The 18908-nt window shown below is 47.1% G+C and carries 19 protein-coding genes; 1 reads left to right on the forward strand and 18 read right to left on the reverse strand.

Going from position 1 to position 18908, the window contains the following annotated elements; translation table 11 throughout:
* Window positions 1-3: 3 nt before the first annotated feature.
* The 8 genes from nadD to RW114_RS12920 all read right to left on the reverse strand — a co-directional run bounded on the left by nadD (window position 4) and on the right by RW114_RS12920 (window position 7858).
* Window positions 4-639: a nicotinate-nucleotide adenylyltransferase gene (gene nadD / locus RW114_RS12885; protein ID WP_340123161.1), complete on the reverse strand. Its 636-nt coding sequence runs from the start codon at window positions 637-639 to the stop codon at window positions 4-6.
* Window positions 640-1878 (reverse strand): glutamate-5-semialdehyde dehydrogenase, encoded by a 1239-nt coding sequence (locus tag RW114_RS12890; RefSeq protein WP_340123183.1) that lies wholly within the window; start codon window positions 1876-1878, stop codon window positions 640-642.
* A 256-nt stretch (window positions 1879-2134) separates the two neighbouring features.
* Complete coding sequence (gene smbP, locus RW114_RS12895; RefSeq protein ID WP_340123162.1) at window positions 2135-2470, reverse strand: small metal-binding protein SmbP; 336 nt, start codon at window positions 2468-2470, stop codon at window positions 2135-2137.
* 1167 nt (window positions 2471-3637) lie between these two features.
* Window positions 3638-4162, reverse strand: coding sequence for an ABC-type transport auxiliary lipoprotein family protein (locus RW114_RS12900; protein ID WP_340123163.1), 525 nt, complete (start codon window positions 4160-4162; stop codon window positions 3638-3640).
* On the reverse strand, window positions 4159-5073 hold the full coding sequence (locus RW114_RS12905) for an MlaD family protein (protein ID WP_340123164.1): 915 nt from the start codon (window positions 5071-5073) through the stop codon (window positions 4159-4161). Before RW114_RS12905 ends, RW114_RS12900 begins: the two co-directional genes overlap by 4 nt.
* A complete protein-coding gene (locus tag RW114_RS12910; RefSeq protein WP_340123165.1) occupies window positions 5066-5890 on the reverse strand; it encodes an ABC transporter ATP-binding protein in 825 nt (274 codons plus the stop codon). Before RW114_RS12910 ends, RW114_RS12905 begins: the two co-directional genes overlap by 8 nt.
* Window positions 5887-7026, reverse strand: coding sequence for an MlaE family ABC transporter permease (locus RW114_RS12915; RefSeq protein WP_340123166.1), 1140 nt, complete (start codon window positions 7024-7026; stop codon window positions 5887-5889). Before RW114_RS12915 ends, RW114_RS12910 begins: the two co-directional genes overlap by 4 nt.
* Before the next feature lie 37 nt (window positions 7027-7063).
* A complete protein-coding gene (locus tag RW114_RS12920) occupies window positions 7064-7858 on the reverse strand; it encodes a ferritin-like domain-containing protein (protein WP_340123167.1) in 795 nt (264 codons plus the stop codon).
* Between the two features lie 19 nt (window positions 7859-7877).
* Between RW114_RS12920 and RW114_RS12925 the strand changes: the two genes are divergently transcribed.
* Complete coding sequence (locus RW114_RS12925; RefSeq protein WP_340123168.1) at window positions 7878-8243, forward strand: VanZ family protein; 366 nt, start codon at window positions 7878-7880, stop codon at window positions 8241-8243.
* A 465-nt stretch (window positions 8244-8708) separates the two neighbouring features.
* Here RW114_RS12925 and RW114_RS12930 read toward each other — a convergent pair whose 3' ends face one another.
* The 10 genes from RW114_RS12930 to RW114_RS12975 all read right to left on the reverse strand — a co-directional run.
* Complete coding sequence (locus RW114_RS12930) at window positions 8709-8996, reverse strand: hypothetical protein (RefSeq protein WP_340123169.1); 288 nt, start codon at window positions 8994-8996, stop codon at window positions 8709-8711.
* A gap of 37 nt (window positions 8997-9033) precedes the next feature.
* Complete coding sequence (locus tag RW114_RS12935) at window positions 9034-10326, reverse strand: adenylosuccinate synthase (RefSeq protein WP_340123170.1); 1293 nt, start codon at window positions 10324-10326, stop codon at window positions 9034-9036.
* Between the two features lie 12 nt (window positions 10327-10338).
* Window positions 10339-11577: an ATP phosphoribosyltransferase regulatory subunit gene (locus tag RW114_RS12940; protein WP_340123171.1), complete on the reverse strand. Its 1239-nt coding sequence runs from the start codon at window positions 11575-11577 to the stop codon at window positions 10339-10341.
* 256 nt (window positions 11578-11833) lie between these two features.
* Window positions 11834-12688: a protease modulator HflC gene (gene hflC / locus RW114_RS12945; RefSeq protein WP_340123172.1), complete on the reverse strand. Its 855-nt coding sequence runs from the start codon at window positions 12686-12688 to the stop codon at window positions 11834-11836.
* Window positions 12688-13893 carry an FtsH protease activity modulator HflK gene (gene hflK / locus RW114_RS12950; RefSeq protein ID WP_340123173.1) on the reverse strand — a complete coding sequence of 402 codons (1206 nt, stop codon included), beginning with the start codon at window positions 13891-13893 and terminating at the stop codon, window positions 12688-12690. The genes hflC and hflK overlap by 1 nt, the downstream gene beginning before the upstream one ends.
* Before the next feature lie 494 nt (window positions 13894-14387).
* Complete coding sequence (locus RW114_RS12955) at window positions 14388-15770, reverse strand: sigma-54-dependent transcriptional regulator (RefSeq protein ID WP_340123174.1); 1383 nt, start codon at window positions 15768-15770, stop codon at window positions 14388-14390.
* Complete coding sequence (locus RW114_RS12960) at window positions 15767-17218, reverse strand: sensor histidine kinase (protein ID WP_340123175.1); 1452 nt, start codon at window positions 17216-17218, stop codon at window positions 15767-15769. Before RW114_RS12960 ends, RW114_RS12955 begins: the two co-directional genes overlap by 4 nt.
* A 128-nt stretch (window positions 17219-17346) precedes the next feature.
* Window positions 17347-18057: a DUF2490 domain-containing protein gene (locus RW114_RS12965; RefSeq protein ID WP_340123176.1), complete on the reverse strand. Its 711-nt coding sequence runs from the start codon at window positions 18055-18057 to the stop codon at window positions 17347-17349.
* Window positions 18058-18237: 180 nt separating this feature from the next.
* Window positions 18238-18657, reverse strand: a complete 420-nt coding sequence (locus RW114_RS12970) for a cation transporting ATPase C-terminal domain-containing protein (protein WP_340123177.1) — start codon at window positions 18655-18657, stop codon at window positions 18238-18240.
* A gap of 51 nt (window positions 18658-18708) precedes the next feature.
* A partial coding sequence (locus RW114_RS12975; protein ID WP_340123178.1) for a hypothetical protein occupies window positions 18709-18908 on the reverse strand: 200 nt, incomplete at its 5' end.

Below are 18908 nucleotides of genomic sequence, written 5' to 3' on the forward strand. Positions count from 1 at the left end.
AGATCAACGTGTCTCGTAAAGCTGGTGTTGCTTGATGTATTCTATGACAGCATCGGGTAATAAAAAACCCGGATTTAGTTTTCTTGCAATCATATCCCTGATAGCCGTTGCTGAAATATCCAGTTGGGTGACTTGCTGAAAACATAATTTTCCTGCGGTAGCTTGCGCCAACTCCTTTGCTCCAGCCAATCTGGCTTTAAAAAAATCGTCGAGCGCCTGTGTTTCAAAGCCCGGCCGGGTCATTACTACAATGTGCGCATAGTCGAATAACCGCTGCCATTGATGCCAGCCGGTTAAATGTTTGAACGCGTCACTGCCGATAAATAGCAACAGGGGTTCGGCTGGGAATTCCTGCCGTAAGGACTTTAGCGTATCCACCATAAACGACGGCGCTTGCTCGGACTCCTGGTACCTGTCCAGTTCTCGGGTATCGATCTTTAGCCCCGGCTGGTTTTTTATCGCCAGCTCCAGCATCTGTAAGCGCATGTCAGCGGTTACGGCAGGCTGCTCGCGGTGCGGCGGATTAGCGCAGGGAATCAGCCGGACTTCATCCAACCCGAAGATGCCCTTAACTTCAAGCGCCGAACGTAAATGTCCGTAATGAACCGGGTCGAAAGTGCCGCCGAAGATGCCGATCATTTACTGGCGGATATGGCCGTCACCCAAAACGATGTATTTTAAGGAAGTCAGCCCCTTTAAACCTACCGGGCCGCGCGCATGCAGCTTGTCGGTGCTGATGCCGATTTCGGCACCCAACCCGTACTCGAAGCCGTCGGCAAAACGGGTCGAGGCATTCACCATTACCGAGCTGGAATCGACTTCCCGCAAAAAACGCCGAGCCAAGGTGTAATCTTCGGTCACAATGGCTTCGGTATGGCCTGAGCTGTGCTGATTGATGTGCTCCATCGCTTGATCGATGCCGTCGACTATCCTGATCGATAAAATCGGTGCCAGATATTCAGTGTCCCAGTCTTCTTCTGTTGCCCTGATGCAGTTTGGAATCAGGGAACAGGTTTTCAGGCAGCCGCGCAACTCGACGCCTTTTTCGCTGTATTTTTCAGCCAGCAGCGGTAAAACTTTTGCGGCAATACTCTCGGCAACCAGCAAGGTTTCCATCGCATTGCAAACGCCGTAACGATGTGTTTTGGCATTGACGGCAATCCTGACCGCCTTCTCAATATCGGCTTTATCGTCAATATAAACATGGCAGATACCGTCCAGGTGCTTGATTACAGGAATCGTTGCGTCCTTGGAAATGCGCTCGATCAAACTTTTGCCGCCGCGCGGTACGATCACGTCGACGTATTGGTTCATGGTGATTAACTCGCCCACCGCCGCGCGATCAGCCGTCGCCACGATTTGTACGGCTTCCACCGGCAAGCCTGCCGCTTCCAAACCTTGGGAAATACAGGCTGCAATCGCCTGATTGGAATGGATGGCTTCCGAGCCGCCTCTTAAAATACAGGCGTTGCCGGATTTAAGGCACAGGGCCGCCGCATCGACGGTCACATTGGGACGGGATTCGTAAATAATGCCGATCACGCCCAAAGGCACGCGCATTTGACCGACCTGGATGCCGCTGGGCCGGTAGCTTAAATCGCTAATTTCGCCGACCGGATCGGGTAACGCAGCTACCTGTTTCAAGCCTTCAACCATCGCCTGAATACCGGCTGGTTTTAATTCCAGTCTGTCTAGTGACGCCGCATCCAGGCCATTGTTCTTGCCTGCGTCCAAATCCTTGCGATTTTCCGCTATCAACAGTTCATGACTGTTTTCAATAAATTTGGCAATTTCCAGCAAGGCCTGATTTTTTTTGCCCGACTCGGTACGACTTATTTCACGTCCTGCTTTCCGGGCCTGCTGCCCCAGCGTTTTCATATATTCTTTAATATCCACTGTATTCTCTAACAGGATGATTGTTGTGGGCGATTATATCGTTTAATCCGGTGATTTGACAGTCTTTAAATGCAACAACTATCGGATATTAAAGAGTTTTATGAGGTGACTTAAACATCGAGATCAAGTCGTAACAGGTTAATAGGCCGTATCTTCGGCGTAGTGGCTATTCCAAATAGTACTAAATTCAACACAAAAAAAGGGCGGATCACTCCGCCCTCTCCTTAAGATATAGAGATTATTTATTGCCAGCTGTAATGTGCTCTACAGCCGCTTCAGCATGTGTAGTAGCCACGTCAGCATGATCCAGATTACCGTGATCAATGGCCTCTTGCAGTTCCTTAGCAGCAGCATCTAAATGGGTTTTTGGTGTGCCCTTAGCGACTTTGGAGGCTGCCAGCGTATGCTCCATTGCCAACTTTGCATGCTCGACCAAAGCCTCTGCCTTACCGGCCTTGCCTTGAACTACAGCCGCATTGGCGTGTTTTAGCGCCGCTTCTGCATGCTCTTCGGCGAAAACCGTAGTACTTAAAAATAACAATAAACCTGCACATGCTAATGCTAATTTTTTCATGATTCTGTCCTCATTAAAGTGTGGGTGAAAACCTTTATAAAAAATCAAATGACAACAGCATGGAAAAACCCAATCTCTTGTCAGCTGCATACCAATCCGTTAACCTAAAAAAAAATTAATTGGTATGTTTAAAGCAAATACAGGATAGGGGCGGCAAATTATTTATACAATTAGTAGAATCACCTAGTCGGCTAAAATCATCAATTATCTAAATGACATATTCTGATTAAACAATAAGCTAAATATTTTAGCCTCTTAGTTATCGGCTTCTAAAGAAGACTGTTATTCGGGATAATTCAGTGGCTTGCTTGAGTTAGCTAACTGGATTTATTTTCATACCAAAAATTGGCTTTGGCGATGTAGTGCTATACAGAGAAGCTCAGCTCAGCTGATGTTTGCATCTATAACGGGCGCACCTAATGGGTAATGAAGCTTATTGGCTGAAAGAGTTTAAGCGCCTCTTATCCTGCAAATACTTGTTTTTTTAGATTTATAGATACCATTTAACAACTATCAACAAAACAGAAACAATCTATTGCTTTTTAGCTATATTGTAAGCATATGACTACATACGTATAATCTTCAGTCATTGGGAGCAAGCCATATCGTAACTAATTTCAGTGTTAGATTAAGGCGCTTATTACTGGAATATATAGATTTATTTTCAGCATGCTTCATTTCAACTGTTATTTGCAAGCGTTGCTATTTTAAGCAATGTTGCCATGAGATCAAGACTTAATAACTGATCTCCAAAAGTTTCATATACCTCCTCGTAGTGTGAAAGTTCAGAACTATCCAGTATCTGTACACCTTACCTCCCTTTGCCTTTGGCACTGGGAGGTTTTTTTTGCCTACATGGATGTAGGCAAGGGGCGCGAGCAGGAGCGGAAGCTTTGCCTACTGGGCAGTGATTGCTCCCGGCAATCATTCTGCATTTCCTCCATCCATGGAGGTCAGATGTAGGTAAGGCAGATATTTGCTCCTGCAATATCTGCATTCAACACATCCCTGTGTCTTGGGCGCGAGCACGACTGCATGGAAGCAGAGCAACGCAGGAGCGGTTTGCCGAGGAGCAGAAGCTTTGCCTACAGGGATTGCAGGCACGAGCAGAGCGGAGCAAATATCTGTCCATTGCCCATGCTGTCGTAAAGTGCCCACTTTCGTCAGCTATAATCCCGCAAGCCACCCCTCGATTTTTTCACCAGCCTGCCTCGCTAAATCAGCAAAACCACTAATCGCACCAGCCGCATCAGGTGTTTTAGTAGACTGTTGCAGGTGAAATTTCTGTGTACCAATTTTGGTATTATTAGAATAAGCTTCCACCGAAAATCGCAGTACTACTCTTGCTCGGTCTGGCGCATCGAATTGCTGTTCAAAATCCTGTAGCCTAACGATCAATACGTAATTCTGGGTCTTGCCACTGGAGCTCAACAACTGCTCAAACAATTCGGGCGGCGAGGCAATCCAGCGATCCAATCCGTAAAACCTGACTTGCGATGGCGAGGCAAAAAGCAATCGATAACGGATACGATTATCCCAAAGCCAGGTCGGCGCATTGACGGTAATCAATGCCCTGCCCTGTTGAGAAGTAGCTAACACTGGCAAGCCAAAATCATGCAATGCAGGTTGTTTGACGGGAACGCTACAACCCACGCTAACCAATGCCAACCAGCCGATTAACAAATATTTCATTTCGGTTCCTTATAGCCCGGTTCGCCCGGCCCTGAATCCCGTTGACTCGGCCCCAGCAACAATTCCTGCGGATTATTTTCCAACATCGTGGCAACTCTTTTTACCAGTTGAGTTGTCGATTGTAACTCAGTCAGCAGCTTGTTAACTTTCGGCAATGTCGTCTGCGTCAAGACATCGCCGGTGTTTTTCCCGCTATCGACAAGTCCACCCGCTTTCAGGCTGAGGTTTTGCACTTCTCTTGTTAAGCGTTGTAGCTCGTTAGTCAATGCATCGATATTTGTCAGGGTTTTTCGGGCATCTGTAGTCAATGCAGGGATACCGGTCAGCGCCTTATCGACGCTTTTTTGCAACTCGGAAAGCTTGTCGGTTAATGTTTTCAGGTTGCTTAAAATACCGCCGATATTCTTTTCATTTTCATCGCTTAATAACGAACTAAGCCGCTGCATTAAATGATCGGCTTTGTGCAAAAGTTCTTCCCCTGTATCCATCAGTTTGTCAGTTATTGATGGCACCAGAGGAATACGAGACATGGGATTATCCCCAGGCTTCAACGCTTCGGAAATAGTACCGGAATCTTCCAGCTGAATCTGAGTTAAGCCGGTTACGCCTTTTAAGCGCAAGGTTGCGTAAACCCCTTTACTCAGTACGATTTTCTTATCGACTTCAACCGGAATAAGAATGGTGCCTGAATCTAAAGGATCAAATTGAATTTTAAGCACCTTCCCCACCGCTATGCCCCGGTAAAAGACTGTAGATTCAGGATTAAGACCCGACACCGATTTCCTGGTTGAGATAACGTAGAGATTGCGCTCTTCATTCATGGTGCCGATCCAGAAAACAATCGCCGTCGATGCCGTCACCAAAGCAATCAAAAACAGCCCGGTAATCAGTGCATGGTTTTCTCTACCCATGAGCAGTCTCCTGATACTGAAATACCCGTTCAGCGCGTCTATTGTGAAAAAATTCAGCAACAAAAGGATGCTTGCAGTCTAAAACAGCAGTCAGCGTTCCAAAAGCAACCATTTTGTTATCCGCCAGCACTGCAACCTGGGTACACAAATCTCTCAATATATCCAAGTCATGGGTCACCATGATTGCCGTAAAATGAAGATCCTTATGCAATTCGGATAACAGATTGACAAAGTCCTCGCTGGAAATAGGATCAAGGCCCGAGGTCGGCTCATCGAGCAACAACAGTCCAGGTTCCAGAACCATAGTACGGGCAAGCGCGACCCGCTTGATCATGCCGCCCGACAAAGCGGCCGGCTTTAACCAGGCGTCACTGTCAGCCAGGCCCACCATAGACAGCTTCATGAACACGATGCGCGCAATCAACTCCTCATCATGAAAACCCAGTTCTCGCAGTGGAAAGGCAATATTATCAAAAACATTTAAAACGCTAAATAACGCGCCTTTCTGGAACAGCACACCGCAATTGTTACGCAGTCGCTGACCGTGATCGGCATTAGCATTTTTCAACGACTGCCCCATCACGAACACCTCGCCTTGAGTGGGTGTTTGCAAACCGATGATTTCTCGCAGCAAAGTTGTCTTGCCGCAACCGGATGCGCCAACCAACCCCAAAATCTCGCCTTGCTCCAGACAAAGATTAATATCCTGATGAACAATCTTTTCTGTACCCTTGTTGGGGTCGCCAAAGCTTGTCGAGACATGCTCCAGCCTTATTGCGCATGTATGCCTAGGGGCTGTTGCCGATAACTCGCTCATGGCATCCCCACATCCATAAACAAAATGGCGAATACTGCATCGACCATAATCACCACGGTAATAGCTGCCACCACGGAATTAGTGGTCTCATTACCCAGACTTTCGGTATTGGGCTTGATCCGGAAACCAAAGTGACAGGCAATCAGGGCAATCATCAAACCGAAAACTGCGCTTTTCAGCAGGCCGATAAACAGGTTAACCAGAGGCACCGCATCCGGCAATTTAAGGAAGAATTGCTGATAACTGATGTCCAGCGTTGTTTGTGCCGAAAACATCCCGCCTATCAGCGCCATCGAGCTGGTCCATACGCCTATTAGCGGCAGAACGATGGTCAATGCCATCACCTTCGGCAAAATCAGGCGCAAGGAATGGGATATACCCATCGCCGATAGTGCATCGAGTTCCTCGGTAACCCGCATGATACCGATTTGTGCCGTCATGGATGAACCGGAGCGCCCCGCAACCAGAATAGCTGCCAGCAAAGGCCCTAACTCACGAATAACACTCAAACCCAGAATATCGATGATATAAATTTCCGCCCCGAAAATCTTTAATTGAAGCGCCGACAAATAACTGAGTACGATGCCGATCAGAAAGCCCACCAGCGCCGTGATGCCCAAAGCTCGAACCCCGGACTCATAAATCGTAATGGAAATTTCCGACCAGGGAATACTGCCCGGATGCAGCAACAGATAGCCTATATCCAAAACCAACTGGCCTAACAAGGTTACCAGTTGCAGCAATTGTCCCCAAAAGTTGGAGAACAGTTGATAGCCGTATTTAACAATCAGGCTTGAACTGTATCTGCTCGGTTCGTGCTCAGGAATTTCCTGGGCTTGCCAGCGCTCGAACAAACGTTGATGTTCAGGCTTCATCTGCAACGCAGCCGGCAGCTTTCTACCCCATGCTTTCCAGAGAATCAAGGCACTGGCGCTGTCGAGCACCTCAATCGCGTTCAAATCCCACTGAATGTTTTGATTAGCTGCGTACGAGCTGATTTTCCGGTTCAGTTCGGTTGCTGTTACCAGTCTGCGAAGGTTCCAGCTGCCTGTCAGTTTGACGAAAAGCTTCCCGTTGCTCTGTTCAACGACTTCTAATGTAGGCGGTATATCCTGATCGGTTGAGGTGTCAGTCATAGAGATATGTATTGTTTTCACCTTGGTGTTGACGTCATTAACGTTCCAGCCAATCTATCTCAGCATCCGAAAAACCGGCAATTTTGCGCAATTCCCTGTTAAACGGCCCTTTAGGTTTACCGCCCACATAGTATTGATCGATTAATTCCCGGTATTTGGCCTCAGCCTCGAAACCGCGTTGTTGACAAACAAACTTAAACCAGCAAGAGCCCAGCTCCACATGCCCTACTTCGTCGGTCAAAATACGTTCTAAGATTGCCACGCTTGCATCATCACCCAGTATCTTGAATTTTTCAATAAGCGCAGGCGTTACATCCAATCCCCGTGCTTCCATACAGCGGGGAACCATTGCCAATCGGCCCGGCAAATCATCGGCTGTATCTTTGGCATGGTCCCATAAGCCGCTGTGCGCGGGTAAATCGCCGTAATCAATCTGCATAGTCAGTAAATGTTCCCTGATTAATGCAAAATGCTGAGCTTCTTCATCGGCAACACGCAGCCAATCCTGATAGAATTGCTCAGGCATGCCGCGGAAACGATACAAAATATCCCAGGCCAGATAAATGGCGACGAATTCAACATGGGCAATGGCATGAAAAAAAGCCGCGACACCTGCGGTTGTGGTCAGTTTTCGTCGGGGCATCTGGCGCGGAGCCAATAACTCCGGTCGCCGGGGAAACGTTACCCGATCTATCGGCAATACCGGCCGGTCCGAGGTAAACGTTAATTCTTTGGCAATATAAGTTTGCCAAGCCTGATGCGTCAGCGCCAACTTTTCATCGACATTGGCCTGACAAAAAAACGCCTCGGCAAAGTCAAATAAATTTTTCATTACTCATTATTGTAAAGCTATGACCAAGATTCTTGATTTCACGTTGTTATTTCTCTATTGCCTGTTTATTTACTGGCTTTCCGACCAGCCTATCCTGCCGGTTCCGAGTTTGTTTTCCTTTCAGGATAAAATCCTCCACGCCGGGGCCTATTTTATAATGGCTGTGTTGGCATGGCGCAGTTTTAATCACCTGCTTAATCGACCTATTGTACTTGCTTTAATCAGCGTTACCTTTTGCAGTTTATACGGCATATCAGATGAGTGGCATCAGTCTTTTGTTGAAGGTCGTTTTTCGGATGTTGCCGATTGGATCGCCGATACCAGCGGCGCGGGGGTGGCGGTATTTTTGTTGGATAGGTTGCGTTGGCAGCAAGTATCTGCTTAAACAGAAAGTCCGCATATTTTCTTGAAAATGACCGATGCCCCATCCTTTGAGCTATTGGGTTGTCCAGCTTAATATGATCATGCGGGACTTGACACTAATACGGCTACCGAAAAAATAAAATAACTAAAATCAAAGCATCAGGAATGTATAGTTACTTGGCACGATCAGTAAAGTAAGTGATTTGGGTCTATGTTTAATCGCCCTGGGTTGTCTCTTTCGTTTTTGTTTGCCAATGACCGTTAGTCATCATCACCTTTAATAATGCAGCCTAGTTGTAATCTATGGATTAATTACATTTTTGAAAGCAGTATTGGGCTATCTACCTCATCCATAACGTTTGACACCTCACAAAATCGGATACTTTGCAGCGAACATCCTGAGATAGCAAACATTAGGACCGAGGTTACAAACCCCGGCCCGATCGATAACCTTAAACAGACAGAATCTTTCTGGCTCGTTATACAATCAATCCAATTTAATCCAATCTTCCAGCGCCTCGATAATAGCTTTCGCCTGGTCTTTACTGGAAATATTGAACTTTGATTTTTGCTTGTACTCGCCATTTTGCTTCTGGTAACGACGTATAGTGTATTTATCAGGGCCGTATTCTTCTTTGGCACGATTCCAGTCCTGATAACGGTACATAATCGTAGCCCAGGCACCTTTGGTCAGCACTTTCTTGTCCAGCTCCTTAACTGTCTCAATACCGCCATCTTCATATGTTACAGTCAATTCATCTACAGTTTCAGCCATGTCATCTCCAGGTCATTAGTCTCTCTGTAACAGTCGCTCAAGCGAACGGATGTTCCAGGATAATTGTTTCGTCTCTATCGGGGCCGGTTGACAAGATAGTAATCTTGACGCCTATCAGCTCTTCAATTCTGTTGATATAGGCTTTGGCGTTGTCCGGCAGCGCATTGTAATCGGTTACACCGGCCGTCGTTCCCGTCCAGCCCGGCATGTGTTCAATTATCGCCTGACATTCTTCATACTGATCTGCGCCTAAAGGCGCGGTTTCGGTAATGACACCGTTAAGTTTATAGGCGGTACAAATACCGACCTTTTCCAGACCATCAAGCACATCGAGCTTAGTTAAACAAATGCCGCTCAGACTATTCATTTTTGCGGATTTGCGCATCGCGACCGCGTCAAACCAGCCGGTGCGACGCTTGCGCCCGGTGGTAGCGCCAAACTCATGGCCGACCGTACCCAGGTGATCACCGTTCGCATCATGCAATTCGGTCGGAAAAGGGCCGTTACCTACGCGTGTCGAATAGGCTTTGGTAATACCCAGCACATAGTCGAGATCTAGAGGTCCGATGCCGGTACCGGTAGCCGCACCGCCCGCTGTGGTACTGGACGAAGTCACATAAGGAAATGTGCCGTGATCTATATCCAGTAGAGCGCCTTGTGCGCCTTCAAATAACAGGTTTTTGCCTTGATCTTGAAGTTGGTACAGTTTCTCGCTCACATCAGTCAACATGGGCTTGATTTGTTCACCAAGACTCAGCGCTTCATTAAGCGCCTTTTGATAATCGACGGCTTCAGCATGATAATAATGGGTCAGCATAAAGTTATGATAATCGACCAGCTCCTTAAACCTTTCGGCAAAAACCGTTGGATTTAAAAAGTCGCCGGCACGCATACCTCTTCTTGCCGCTTTGTCTTCGTACGCTGGCCCTATACCACGCCCGGTCGTACCAATCGCCTTGTTGCCGCGGGCTTTTTCACGCGCCTGATCAATGGCTATATGAACCGGCAATATCAATGTGCAAGCTTCACTGATCAGCAAACGATTTCTAACCGGAATACCGGCTTTTTCCAACAATTCAATTTCTTCCAGCAAGGCAGTGGGCGATAAAACGACGCCATTGCCGATCATGCATTGAACGCTTTCCCTGAGTATACCGGACGGAATAAGATGCAAAACCGTCTTTTTCCCCTGTATAACCAGCGTGTGACCTGCATTATGACCGCCCTGAAAACGGATAACGGCTTCCGCTTGTTCCGTTAACAGATCAACCAGCTTACCTTTACCTTCGTCACCCCATTGAGTACCGATGACAACAACATTTTTTCCCATAATTATTCCAAATTACGACTGCAAGGATGCAGGAGGTAGAGCAACGCATGGAGCCGTTGCCGAGGATAAGGTTCTTACGAACCAGTTTTGATGATCTTGTTCCAAGATAGCTGTGCACCTGAGTTCTTGTGCTGTTCCGGTTTGCCCCGGTAGTTGCTGAACAACGGCTAGTCCCTCGGCGCGTAAATCCCTGATTTTTTCATTTAGTGCGGCATCGTCTAAATACGGAGCATAAATCAAGGCTCGCTGTTCTTTTTGATAGGCTGTTTTGCCTAATGCCGATAATACTTTCAGGTCCGCACTAAAGCCGGTCGCAGCACGCGCACGTCCAAAAATAGCACCTATATTGTCATAGCGACCACCTCTGGCTATTTCCCTGCCTACCGACGGCACGAAAGCCGCAAAAACAATGCCCGTATGGTAATGATAACCACGCAATTCAGCCAAATCGAAACTAATCGGTAATGATGGAAAACTGGCCGATAATTTTTCCGCAATCGCTTCCAAATCCGCTAAAGCCTGCTTGACTTCATCATTTGCCGTCAATAAAACGGCTTGGGCTCTGACTATGGTTTCTTTGCCGCCATTCAATTCCGGTAATTTCAGGAACATAGCTTTAAGCTCATCAGCGATGCTGTACCCGGCCATCAACTCCTGAAGCTCCGGTCTGGCCTTGCGCTGCAACACGTCAAACAATTCGGCTTCCTGTGTGTCACATAATCCTGCCTGTTTTGACAGTGCCCGATAAATGCCGACATGGCCCAAATCAAGATGCACATTTTGCAATCCGCTGATCGCCAGCATTTCCAGCATCAAGCGGATAACTTCTACATCGCTTTCCTTACCGGCATGGCCATAAAGCTCGGCGCCTATCTGCATCGGACTTCTGGTTTTTTCCAGCGGATCGCCCTTGGTGTGCAAAATAGTGCCTGTATAACAAAGACGGGTCGGCCATTCCGCATTAAGATTATGCGCATCGATTCTGGCAACCTGTGGCGTCATATCCGCCCTCACTCCCAGCATTTCGCCGCTAATCTGATCGGTCAGTTTGAAGGTTTGCAATTCCAGATCATGTCCTGACCCGGTCAACAACGAATCCAGATAATCGATGAAAGGGGGGATAACTAACTCATATCCCCAGCAAGCAAAGGTATCCAATATCTTACGGCGCAAGCTTTCAAGATGCTTAGCCTCTTCCGGCAAAATCTCTTCTATGCCGTCGGGCAAAAGCCAAGAGTCTTTTTGTTGCATGTTTTATATGTCCACTCAAACAAAACGCCCCGCATGCGGAGCGTTGGTTACGGGTTCCCAAGCTAAAAAGAAACTGTGAAAGTTTTATCCAAATCAAGGCAAAAAATCATTTACCACGGAGAACACCAAGGACACGGAGAATATAATCATGATGAATCAATATATTATAAACTCCGTGCTCTCTGTGTTCTCCGTGGTTATTCATGTGTTGCTCTAAAAACGAATGGTTTTCACCGTCTCTAAGATCTTGAGAATCTTATTTCTGCTGTTTAAAATATCTAAAGAAGTCGGAATCAGGATCAAGCACCATCATGCTTGAACTTGAAAAAGTCTTTTTATAGGCATTCAAACTACGATAGAACGTAAAGAATTCAGTATCGGCGCCATACGCTTTGGCGTAGATTTCAGCAGACTTGGCATCACCCTCACCACGAAGCATTTCTGCATCTCGGAACGCGTTGGCCATAATAACAACCCGTTGCCTATCGGCATCGGCACGAATTCTTTCTGCGGCTTCCGCACCTTGCGAGCGGAACTCACGGGCAACTCGCTCACGTTCCGCTTCCATTCTGCGGTACACAGAACTACTGACTTCGCTCGGCAAATCAATGCGCATGACCTGAACATCAATAATTTCCATACCCAAATCAGCAGCAAGTGGCCTGGCGTTTTTAATCAAAATTTCACGAATAGTCTGACGATCGGTTGAAACCAATTGCTTGATATTCCGCTTACCGAATTCGCCCCGGAAAGCGTCTTTAACAATTTGATCCAGTCGTAAATTAGCCTGATCTATATCACCGGCAACAACGGTATAAAAAGTGCCTACATCGCCGATACGCCATTTAACAAAAGAATCAACAATAACGTTCTTCTTTTCCGCGGTTAAAAAACGTTCAGGTTTGGCATCCATCGTTTGAATGCGTTTATCAAATTTTTTTACATTATTGATAAACGGCAATTTAAAATGCAATCCGGCTTCGTAATCGCTTTTTATAATCTCACCTAAACGAAACTTAATTGCCCTTTCTGTTTCACTGACGCTAAATATGCACATCATACCGACAAACAACAAGGCAGCCAGACCTATCAATATTTTATTCTGTATCATTATCGTCCCCTTGCGTCGCGACCGCGAGATGAAGTTCGCCCAACGGATTGTGCTGGCGGCTCAACCCCTGTTTGATAAGGTTGACCTGTCGCACTTGGAGGAGGAATATTAGTTTCTTGAATCGGAGGCTGATGCTGGATCATTTTATCCAATGGCAAATAAAGCATATTATTGCTGCCTTTAACGTCAACCATCACGGTATTGGTTTCGCCTAATACGGATTCCATAGACTCGATATAAAGGCGTTTTCTGGTCACGTCCGGCGCTTTAGTATACTCCGCAAGTAATTTGGAAAAACGACTGGACTCACCTTCCGCTTGAGCAATAACCCGTTCTTTATAACCCTCGGCTTCCTGCATCTTTCTGGCGGCAGCACCGCGCGCTCTCGGCACGACATCATTAGAGTAGGCTTCCGCCTCGTTAATTGAGCGTTGTTCATCTTCACGCGCCTTAATGGCGTCTTCAAATGCGTTTTGTACCTGCTCAGGTGGTTGCGCATCCTGCAGGTTAACACTGGTAATATGGATGCCGGACTTATAACTATCCATAACATACTGTATTTCCTTTTTAATCTGAGCCACAACCTCGCTACGGCCTTCGGTCAACACAAAGTCCATGTTGCTACTGCCGACCACGCCACGTTGCGCGCTTTCAGTAACCTGTTTCAAGGTGGCTGCAGGATTGACTACATTGAAAACAAAATCCTTTGCGTCTTTAACCTGATACTGTACGGCCAAACGCACATCGACAATATTTTCATCTTTAGTCAGCATTAGCGCTTCTTTAGGTACCGAACCAACAACTTGCTCACTACCGCCACTACGATAACCTACTTCGATATACCGTTGCTGCTTAACATCAACAACCTCAACCTGTTCGATAGGTGCAGGAAAATGCCAGTTCAACCCAGACTGAGTTGTCGCCACATACTTGCCAAAACGGGTTTCAACACCATGCGTACCTTCATTGACAATATAAAAGCCGCTTAATCCCCATATTACTACTGCACCTAATATGAGAAAACCCAGACTTTTCAAAGGAGGAATACCGGATGATCTGTCACCCCCCTCATTGCCACCGCCAAAAAAGCCGCTTAACTTTTCTTGCAATGAACGTATTGCTTCATCTAGATCAGGTGGACCTTTTTGGCCGCCACGACCGCTCCAGGGGTCTTTTTTATCACCGCCAGGCTCATTCCAGGACATAACTTTTCTCCATATTGGTTACTTAAACGTTATTACAATTATCCCGTAGGATGATTTTAACTTTCAGCAAAAGGCAACATCCCTTATAGCTTACCGATTCATATTTGTCATTCTATCGTAAATATCGGTAAAAGGCGAAGCCAAGCCTCTTCCAATGTAAAATGAACCTAATAATTGCTTAATATCGGTAATGATAGGAAAACAAAACCGATCATGATCATAACTAACCTCAATACCACTGATCATTGGATCAGTATTTAATCTCTGCTATAGCACCGCTCAAACTACTTGCCCGCCTATCGAGGCTATCCAGCGCAAGTTGGCAACGCCGTTGCAATAGCCTGATTAGCCATCAGTCTGTTATGGCTGATCAAGCAGAATATGTTCAACTCCACCACCATGATGTCCGAGCAAGCCGCCACAGCAGCAGAATCAATCGAAGAGCAGGCACAAGGAATGAGTGTTATTGTTGAGCAATGATAAATTGATCAACATCAATCAGCAATTTTCAAATGATATTTCCGCACCCGATAGCGTAGTGTTTCCCGGGTGGCTCCAAGGTCTCTGGCTGCGGCGGTCAGGTTATTATCCGCTCGCTCCAGTGCTGTCTTGATAATAAAGCAATCCATATCATCCAGTGCCATGCTGCCATCCAAGGGCAACCAAATGCCTTGCTCGGTTTGCACTGCCTCTGAGGAAGGTTGTCCGGGCAATTGCAGCCATTGCCCCGGAAAGATCGACCCCTCGGAGAATAATACGCAACGTTCGATCACGTTACGCAACTCTCTGACATTGCCCGGCCAGTAATGCACTTTCAACTTGTTCCACACCGCATCGGGTATGGCTTTAACCTGCCGTCCTGCTTTAGCGTTGTACTCGGCAACAAATAAGGGCACCAGCTCGTCCAAATCTTCTACCGCCTCGCGTAGCGGCGGCAAGATCAGCTTGAACACGCTTAAGCGATGGTATAAATCAGCGCGAAAGCTGCCGTACTGGGCCATTTTTTCCAGATCACGGTTGCTTGCGGCGACGATCTGCACATCGACCTGAATTTCCTTTTCCCCACCCAAGCGCCGGACTTTGTGGTCTTCAATCACTTTGAGCAGTTTGGCCTGTAAATCCAGCGGCATTTCGCCGATTTCGTCCATGAACAAGGTGCCGCCATCGGCTTGTTCGAGCAAACCGCGATGCCGTCCTGCGGCTCCGGTAAATGCACCGGGTTCATGGCCGAATAATTCCGATTCCAGCAACTCCCGTGGCAACGCCGCACAATTCACTTCAATCATCGGTTGCTGGGCGCGGGAACTACCATAGTGTAAAATACGCGCCGCCAAGCCTTTGCCGGTGCCGCTCTCTCCGCCGATAATCAGGGCGCTGAACGGCACTTGCGTCAATTTTGCCAATAGCTGTCGTATGCCCTGCGCCTGTTGACTGTGGCCGACATAAGCATCCGGCGAATAACGCCGGTGCCGGTGCTTGGTTTGATCGACAACCCTTCGTTGGATGGACGCACTACGCGCAGCACTGGCGACGATCAAATCAAGTCGATCCAGATCACAGGGCTTTTCCAGGAAATCATAAGCGCCCAGCCGTAATGCCCTGACCGAATCCGGCACATTGCCGTAGCCGGTTAGGAACAACCATTCGGTATTGTCGATCTTTCCTTGGATCTTTTCCATAAAATCCAGCGCATTACCATCCGGCAAATTCATATCGGAAAGAATTAATAACGGTTCTATTTTCTTATTCAGCAATAATTCCCTGGCCTCGGCCAGATTGATAGCCAGCACCACTTCCCAACCGGACTGCCGATAATGACGGGACAACTCGGAACCTAACAATTTTTCATCTTCAATGATGAGCAGGGTTTCTATCATGATTTATCTCTGACTATGCACTCATTGGGCAACAATATGGATACGCATGCGCCATGGGTCGGTTGATTGGCTAGACTGATGGTACCGCCCACATCTTTTACAAAGCGTTGCACCATTGCCAACCCTAACCCGGTGCCGCGTTGACGACTGGTGAGAAAGGGTCGGATACCATGCTCCAGCATATCTTGGGAAAAACCGACACCATCATCCTGCACATCGATGCGTAATCCCTGCCTGCTGGTGTGCGCCTTGATATGGATAGTTCCGGGATTACCTTCAAGCGCATCGGCTGCATTCAGTATCAAATTCAACAAGGCTTGTCGTATCCCGCTCTCAGGCAGATGCACAGGTAAGGCGCAAGGAGCGTCAATTTCCAAGTATATGGATTCGGCAATCTGGTAACGAGTCAACGCTACCAAATCCCGAATTAACGTCCTTACATCCAAAGTGGTGGCTTCTTCCGGCGAATGACGACTCTGATCGAGCATATCATTAAGCAGTCTTGCCATCCTTTTCAGTTCAGTATTAATCAAATCCAGCCTTTCCAGTTGGTCTTTGTCATCAATTTCACGGCGTAAATTGCTAACCGCCATTTGAACCCCGGCTAGTGGATTTCGTATTTCGTGCGCCAATTCCGCGGCGACTTCTCCTATTGCCGCTAACCGGTCTGCTCTCGCCAAGCTGTATTGCTGTTCCAATAAGGCTTGCGTGGCTAGCCTGACCTCATGCTGCAGTGATTGGGCATGCAAGCGATTGGCTTCTTCCAATTCCGCGAGATGGTTAACCATCTCGTTATAACTGTCAAACACAGGTAACAGCAGCGGATCGAGATGATCGGTGGTGATCGGGGTAAAATTTTCTTCGGTCAAATGCTGTAGCAACTCCCTCAAATCATTTAACGGATGCAGGATTCTGAAGCGAAAAAATAATAGCGCTACAATCAATATCGCCAGAAAAATAGCCAGGGCTATATACAATTCAGTTTGGGTATCCAGACTAATGTTTTCCAGTAATTCTTCACGCTGCAAGGCCTCGTTATCCAGCGTTTCGCTCATCAATTTAAGGACCGCTAACAGACGGTTATGCTGTTCTTGTTTTTGTAATGTGGGCAAATCTGCCAGCATAGTCCTGACCGTTTCCAGACTCGTCCTGGTCGCCGTTGATAAATAGCTATTGTTCGTTATCAACGCATCCATCTCACCCAGAGTTTTGGTCAGTGCCTTTGAATGTGAATACGACGCCGTTTCGGTCAAATATTCAATCAATGATTGTTGCAAGCCCACCGAAACGTTTTGGATACGGTGCGAATAATTGACATAAGAAAAAACTGTTTCAAAATGATGTGTATTCCGCCAGATCATGCCGCCGAGTATGGCAAGAGCCATTAATAACAAACCCAGAAAGGCCAAGCCACGCAGCTGGGCAGGACGGTAAAAAATTGGTTTCATTGAGCTCTCTTTGGAACGACTTAAAGTTTCTAATTATCGCATCATCTTTCACTATACGTTCTATCTTGTTGACCAAATCGAGAATCAACGAACCCATAGATTAACTATCAATAAGTTACAGGATGGAATTAAAAGTTGATAAATAACGACCCTATAACCAAGTGATTCATGGTGTTATTGGTGTGGGTGGCGTCATCCAGATACTGGTTAAGATAACCCGCTTCAGCCCGGAAGCTTTTGTTGAAGGTCCAACCCAGGCCCGCAAACGCACGGTTTTGATCAAAACCGGCCTGTCCGCCGATTTTGGTTGAGTTGACCCGGATGAAAAACTCGTCCCAGGTAATCAGGCTTAAACGCGGCTCGAACTCCAGAGGATGCATGAACCGCAGCATCTGGCGAGGTCTAAAACGAACATCATCGCCTTGTATGAAGTTGCTTTCGAATAGAGTTCTAAAACTGAAAGTCCCTATATCGGTGGGTAAGACATAACGAAACGCCGGCCAGACATCTTGCTGAGAAATAGTGCTCTTGCCGACGTTTTGGGTAGGCACCCACGTGTAGCCAGCCCAGATAGTTGCCCGGTCGCTGAGCGAATAGCCTACCGCCGCGCGTACCACGCCTTGATTCCAATGATTCCAGTCGTCATCGAAGCGGGATTGGCCTTCCAACCAGATACGCCCTTTTTCCAGTTTAGGGTCGATGACTTTCAAACTGCCCTCGCCTACGATTTGCAGCCAGCTACCGGCATCCTGAAGCAAGTCGTCTGCCATAGAGGCCATACTGAAAGAACTCAGTATCACTGCGGTGATCCCCCATAGTTTTATTTTTTTCTTAATCATATTATTTACCTATGTAAGCGGCTCAGTAACGAGTGATTTTCTATATCCAATATTTTTAAATTTGTTTAGCAAAATAGGCCCTTGTTGATAAAACTTTTCTAGTCTCTGGAGCATGAGAACCCCCGTCCTGCTTAGCGTTTTACGTTGTGTAGATAGCTATGCCTTAGGGCGGAGAGGATGTCAAATTTTCACCAGACGGTAAAAAATGTGTTTTGCTATCTCAGCCGTTGAGATATAGAGCGCAACGATGACGCCAAGCAAACCGAGTAAGCGCAGCGGCAGCGGCTCAAAACCTATTAACGGCGCGATCGGCGTATAGGGTAACGCCACGGTGACGGCAACGATGGTGAGCGTTGCGGCGACCAAGTATTTTCCGGGACGAGTGGAAAAAAACGGTTTGCTGCTGCGCACCACAAACACGATTAACGCGGCTGAAACCACCGATTCCACAAACCAGGCGGTGCGAAATTGTTCCACAGAGACATCCAGCAACAACAGCAGGCCGAAAGTCATAAAATCGAACAGCGAACTGACGAAGCCAAAGGTGATCATGAATTTGCGGATGAACTTGATATCCCAGCGCCGCGGCTGCGAGACCATTTCACTCGATGTTCAAGTTTTTAAATTTTTTGCAGCCTGATTCTTGGAAAATTATCCAGCAGCACGGTACTGTAGCGAAACCGTCGGCCCTAAACGCCCCAAATCCCTCCCAACCATATGTTTGCCAGAAGGCATTAACTGAAAAACCTCATCAATAAGTCCAGCCAATTCTTTGAGCTTAGCCGCAGGATTCTTATCCTCTAACAAGGCTTTGATAAATTCAATCAGCACCTCCATTTGAGATTTTCTTT

It is taken from the genome of Methylobacter svalbardensis, from assembly GCF_037671525.1.
GTDB classification, from domain to species: Bacteria; Pseudomonadota; Gammaproteobacteria; order Methylococcales; family Methylomonadaceae; genus Methylobacter_A; species Methylobacter_A svalbardensis.

Excerpts from the sequence above, each read along its gene's own strand:
- nadD (WP_340123161.1), bottom strand. The coding sequence starts at position 639 with ATGATCGGCATCTTCGGCGGCACTTTCGACCCGGTTCATTACGGACAT.
- RW114_RS12890 (WP_340123183.1), bottom strand. The coding sequence starts at position 1,878 with ATGAAAACGCTGGGGCAGCAGGCCCGGAAAGCAGGACGTGAAATAAGT.
- smbP (WP_340123162.1), bottom strand. The coding sequence starts at position 2,470 with ATGAAAAAATTAGCATTAGCATGTGCAGGTTTATTGTTATTTTTAAGT.
- RW114_RS12900 (WP_340123163.1), bottom strand. The coding sequence starts at position 4,162 with ATGAAATATTTGTTAATCGGCTGGTTGGCATTGGTTAGCGTGGGTTGT.
- RW114_RS12905 (WP_340123164.1), bottom strand. The coding sequence starts at position 5,073 with ATGGGTAGAGAAAACCATGCACTGATTACCGGGCTGTTTTTGATTGCT.
- RW114_RS12910 (WP_340123165.1), bottom strand. The coding sequence starts at position 5,890 with ATGAGCGAGTTATCGGCAACAGCCCCTAGGCATACATGCGCAATAAGG.
- RW114_RS12915 (WP_340123166.1), bottom strand. The coding sequence starts at position 7,026 with ATGACTGACACCTCAACCGATCAGGATATACCGCCTACATTAGAAGTC.
- RW114_RS12920 (WP_340123167.1), bottom strand. The coding sequence starts at position 7,858 with ATGAAAAATTTATTTGACTTTGCCGAGGCGTTTTTTTGTCAGGCCAAT.
- RW114_RS12925 (WP_340123168.1), top strand. The coding sequence starts at position 7,878 with ATGACCAAGATTCTTGATTTCACGTTGTTATTTCTCTATTGCCTGTTT.
- RW114_RS12930 (WP_340123169.1), bottom strand. The coding sequence starts at position 8,996 with ATGGCTGAAACTGTAGATGAATTGACTGTAACATATGAAGATGGCGGT.
- RW114_RS12935 (WP_340123170.1), bottom strand. The coding sequence starts at position 10,326 with ATGGGAAAAAATGTTGTTGTCATCGGTACTCAATGGGGTGACGAAGGT.
- RW114_RS12940 (WP_340123171.1), bottom strand. The coding sequence starts at position 11,577 with ATGCAACAAAAAGACTCTTGGCTTTTGCCCGACGGCATAGAAGAGATT.
- hflC (WP_340123172.1), bottom strand. The coding sequence starts at position 12,688 with ATGATACAGAATAAAATATTGATAGGTCTGGCTGCCTTGTTGTTTGTC.
- hflK (WP_340123173.1), bottom strand. The coding sequence starts at position 13,893 with ATGTCCTGGAATGAGCCTGGCGGTGATAAAAAAGACCCCTGGAGCGGT.
- RW114_RS12955 (WP_340123174.1), bottom strand. The coding sequence starts at position 15,770 with ATGATAGAAACCCTGCTCATCATTGAAGATGAAAAATTGTTAGGTTCC.
- RW114_RS12960 (WP_340123175.1), bottom strand. The coding sequence starts at position 17,218 with ATGAAACCAATTTTTTACCGTCCTGCCCAGCTGCGTGGCTTGGCCTTT.
- RW114_RS12965 (WP_340123176.1), bottom strand. The coding sequence starts at position 18,057 with ATGATTAAGAAAAAAATAAAACTATGGGGGATCACCGCAGTGATACTG.
- RW114_RS12970 (WP_340123177.1), bottom strand. The coding sequence starts at position 18,657 with ATGGTCTCGCAGCCGCGGCGCTGGGATATCAAGTTCATCCGCAAATTC.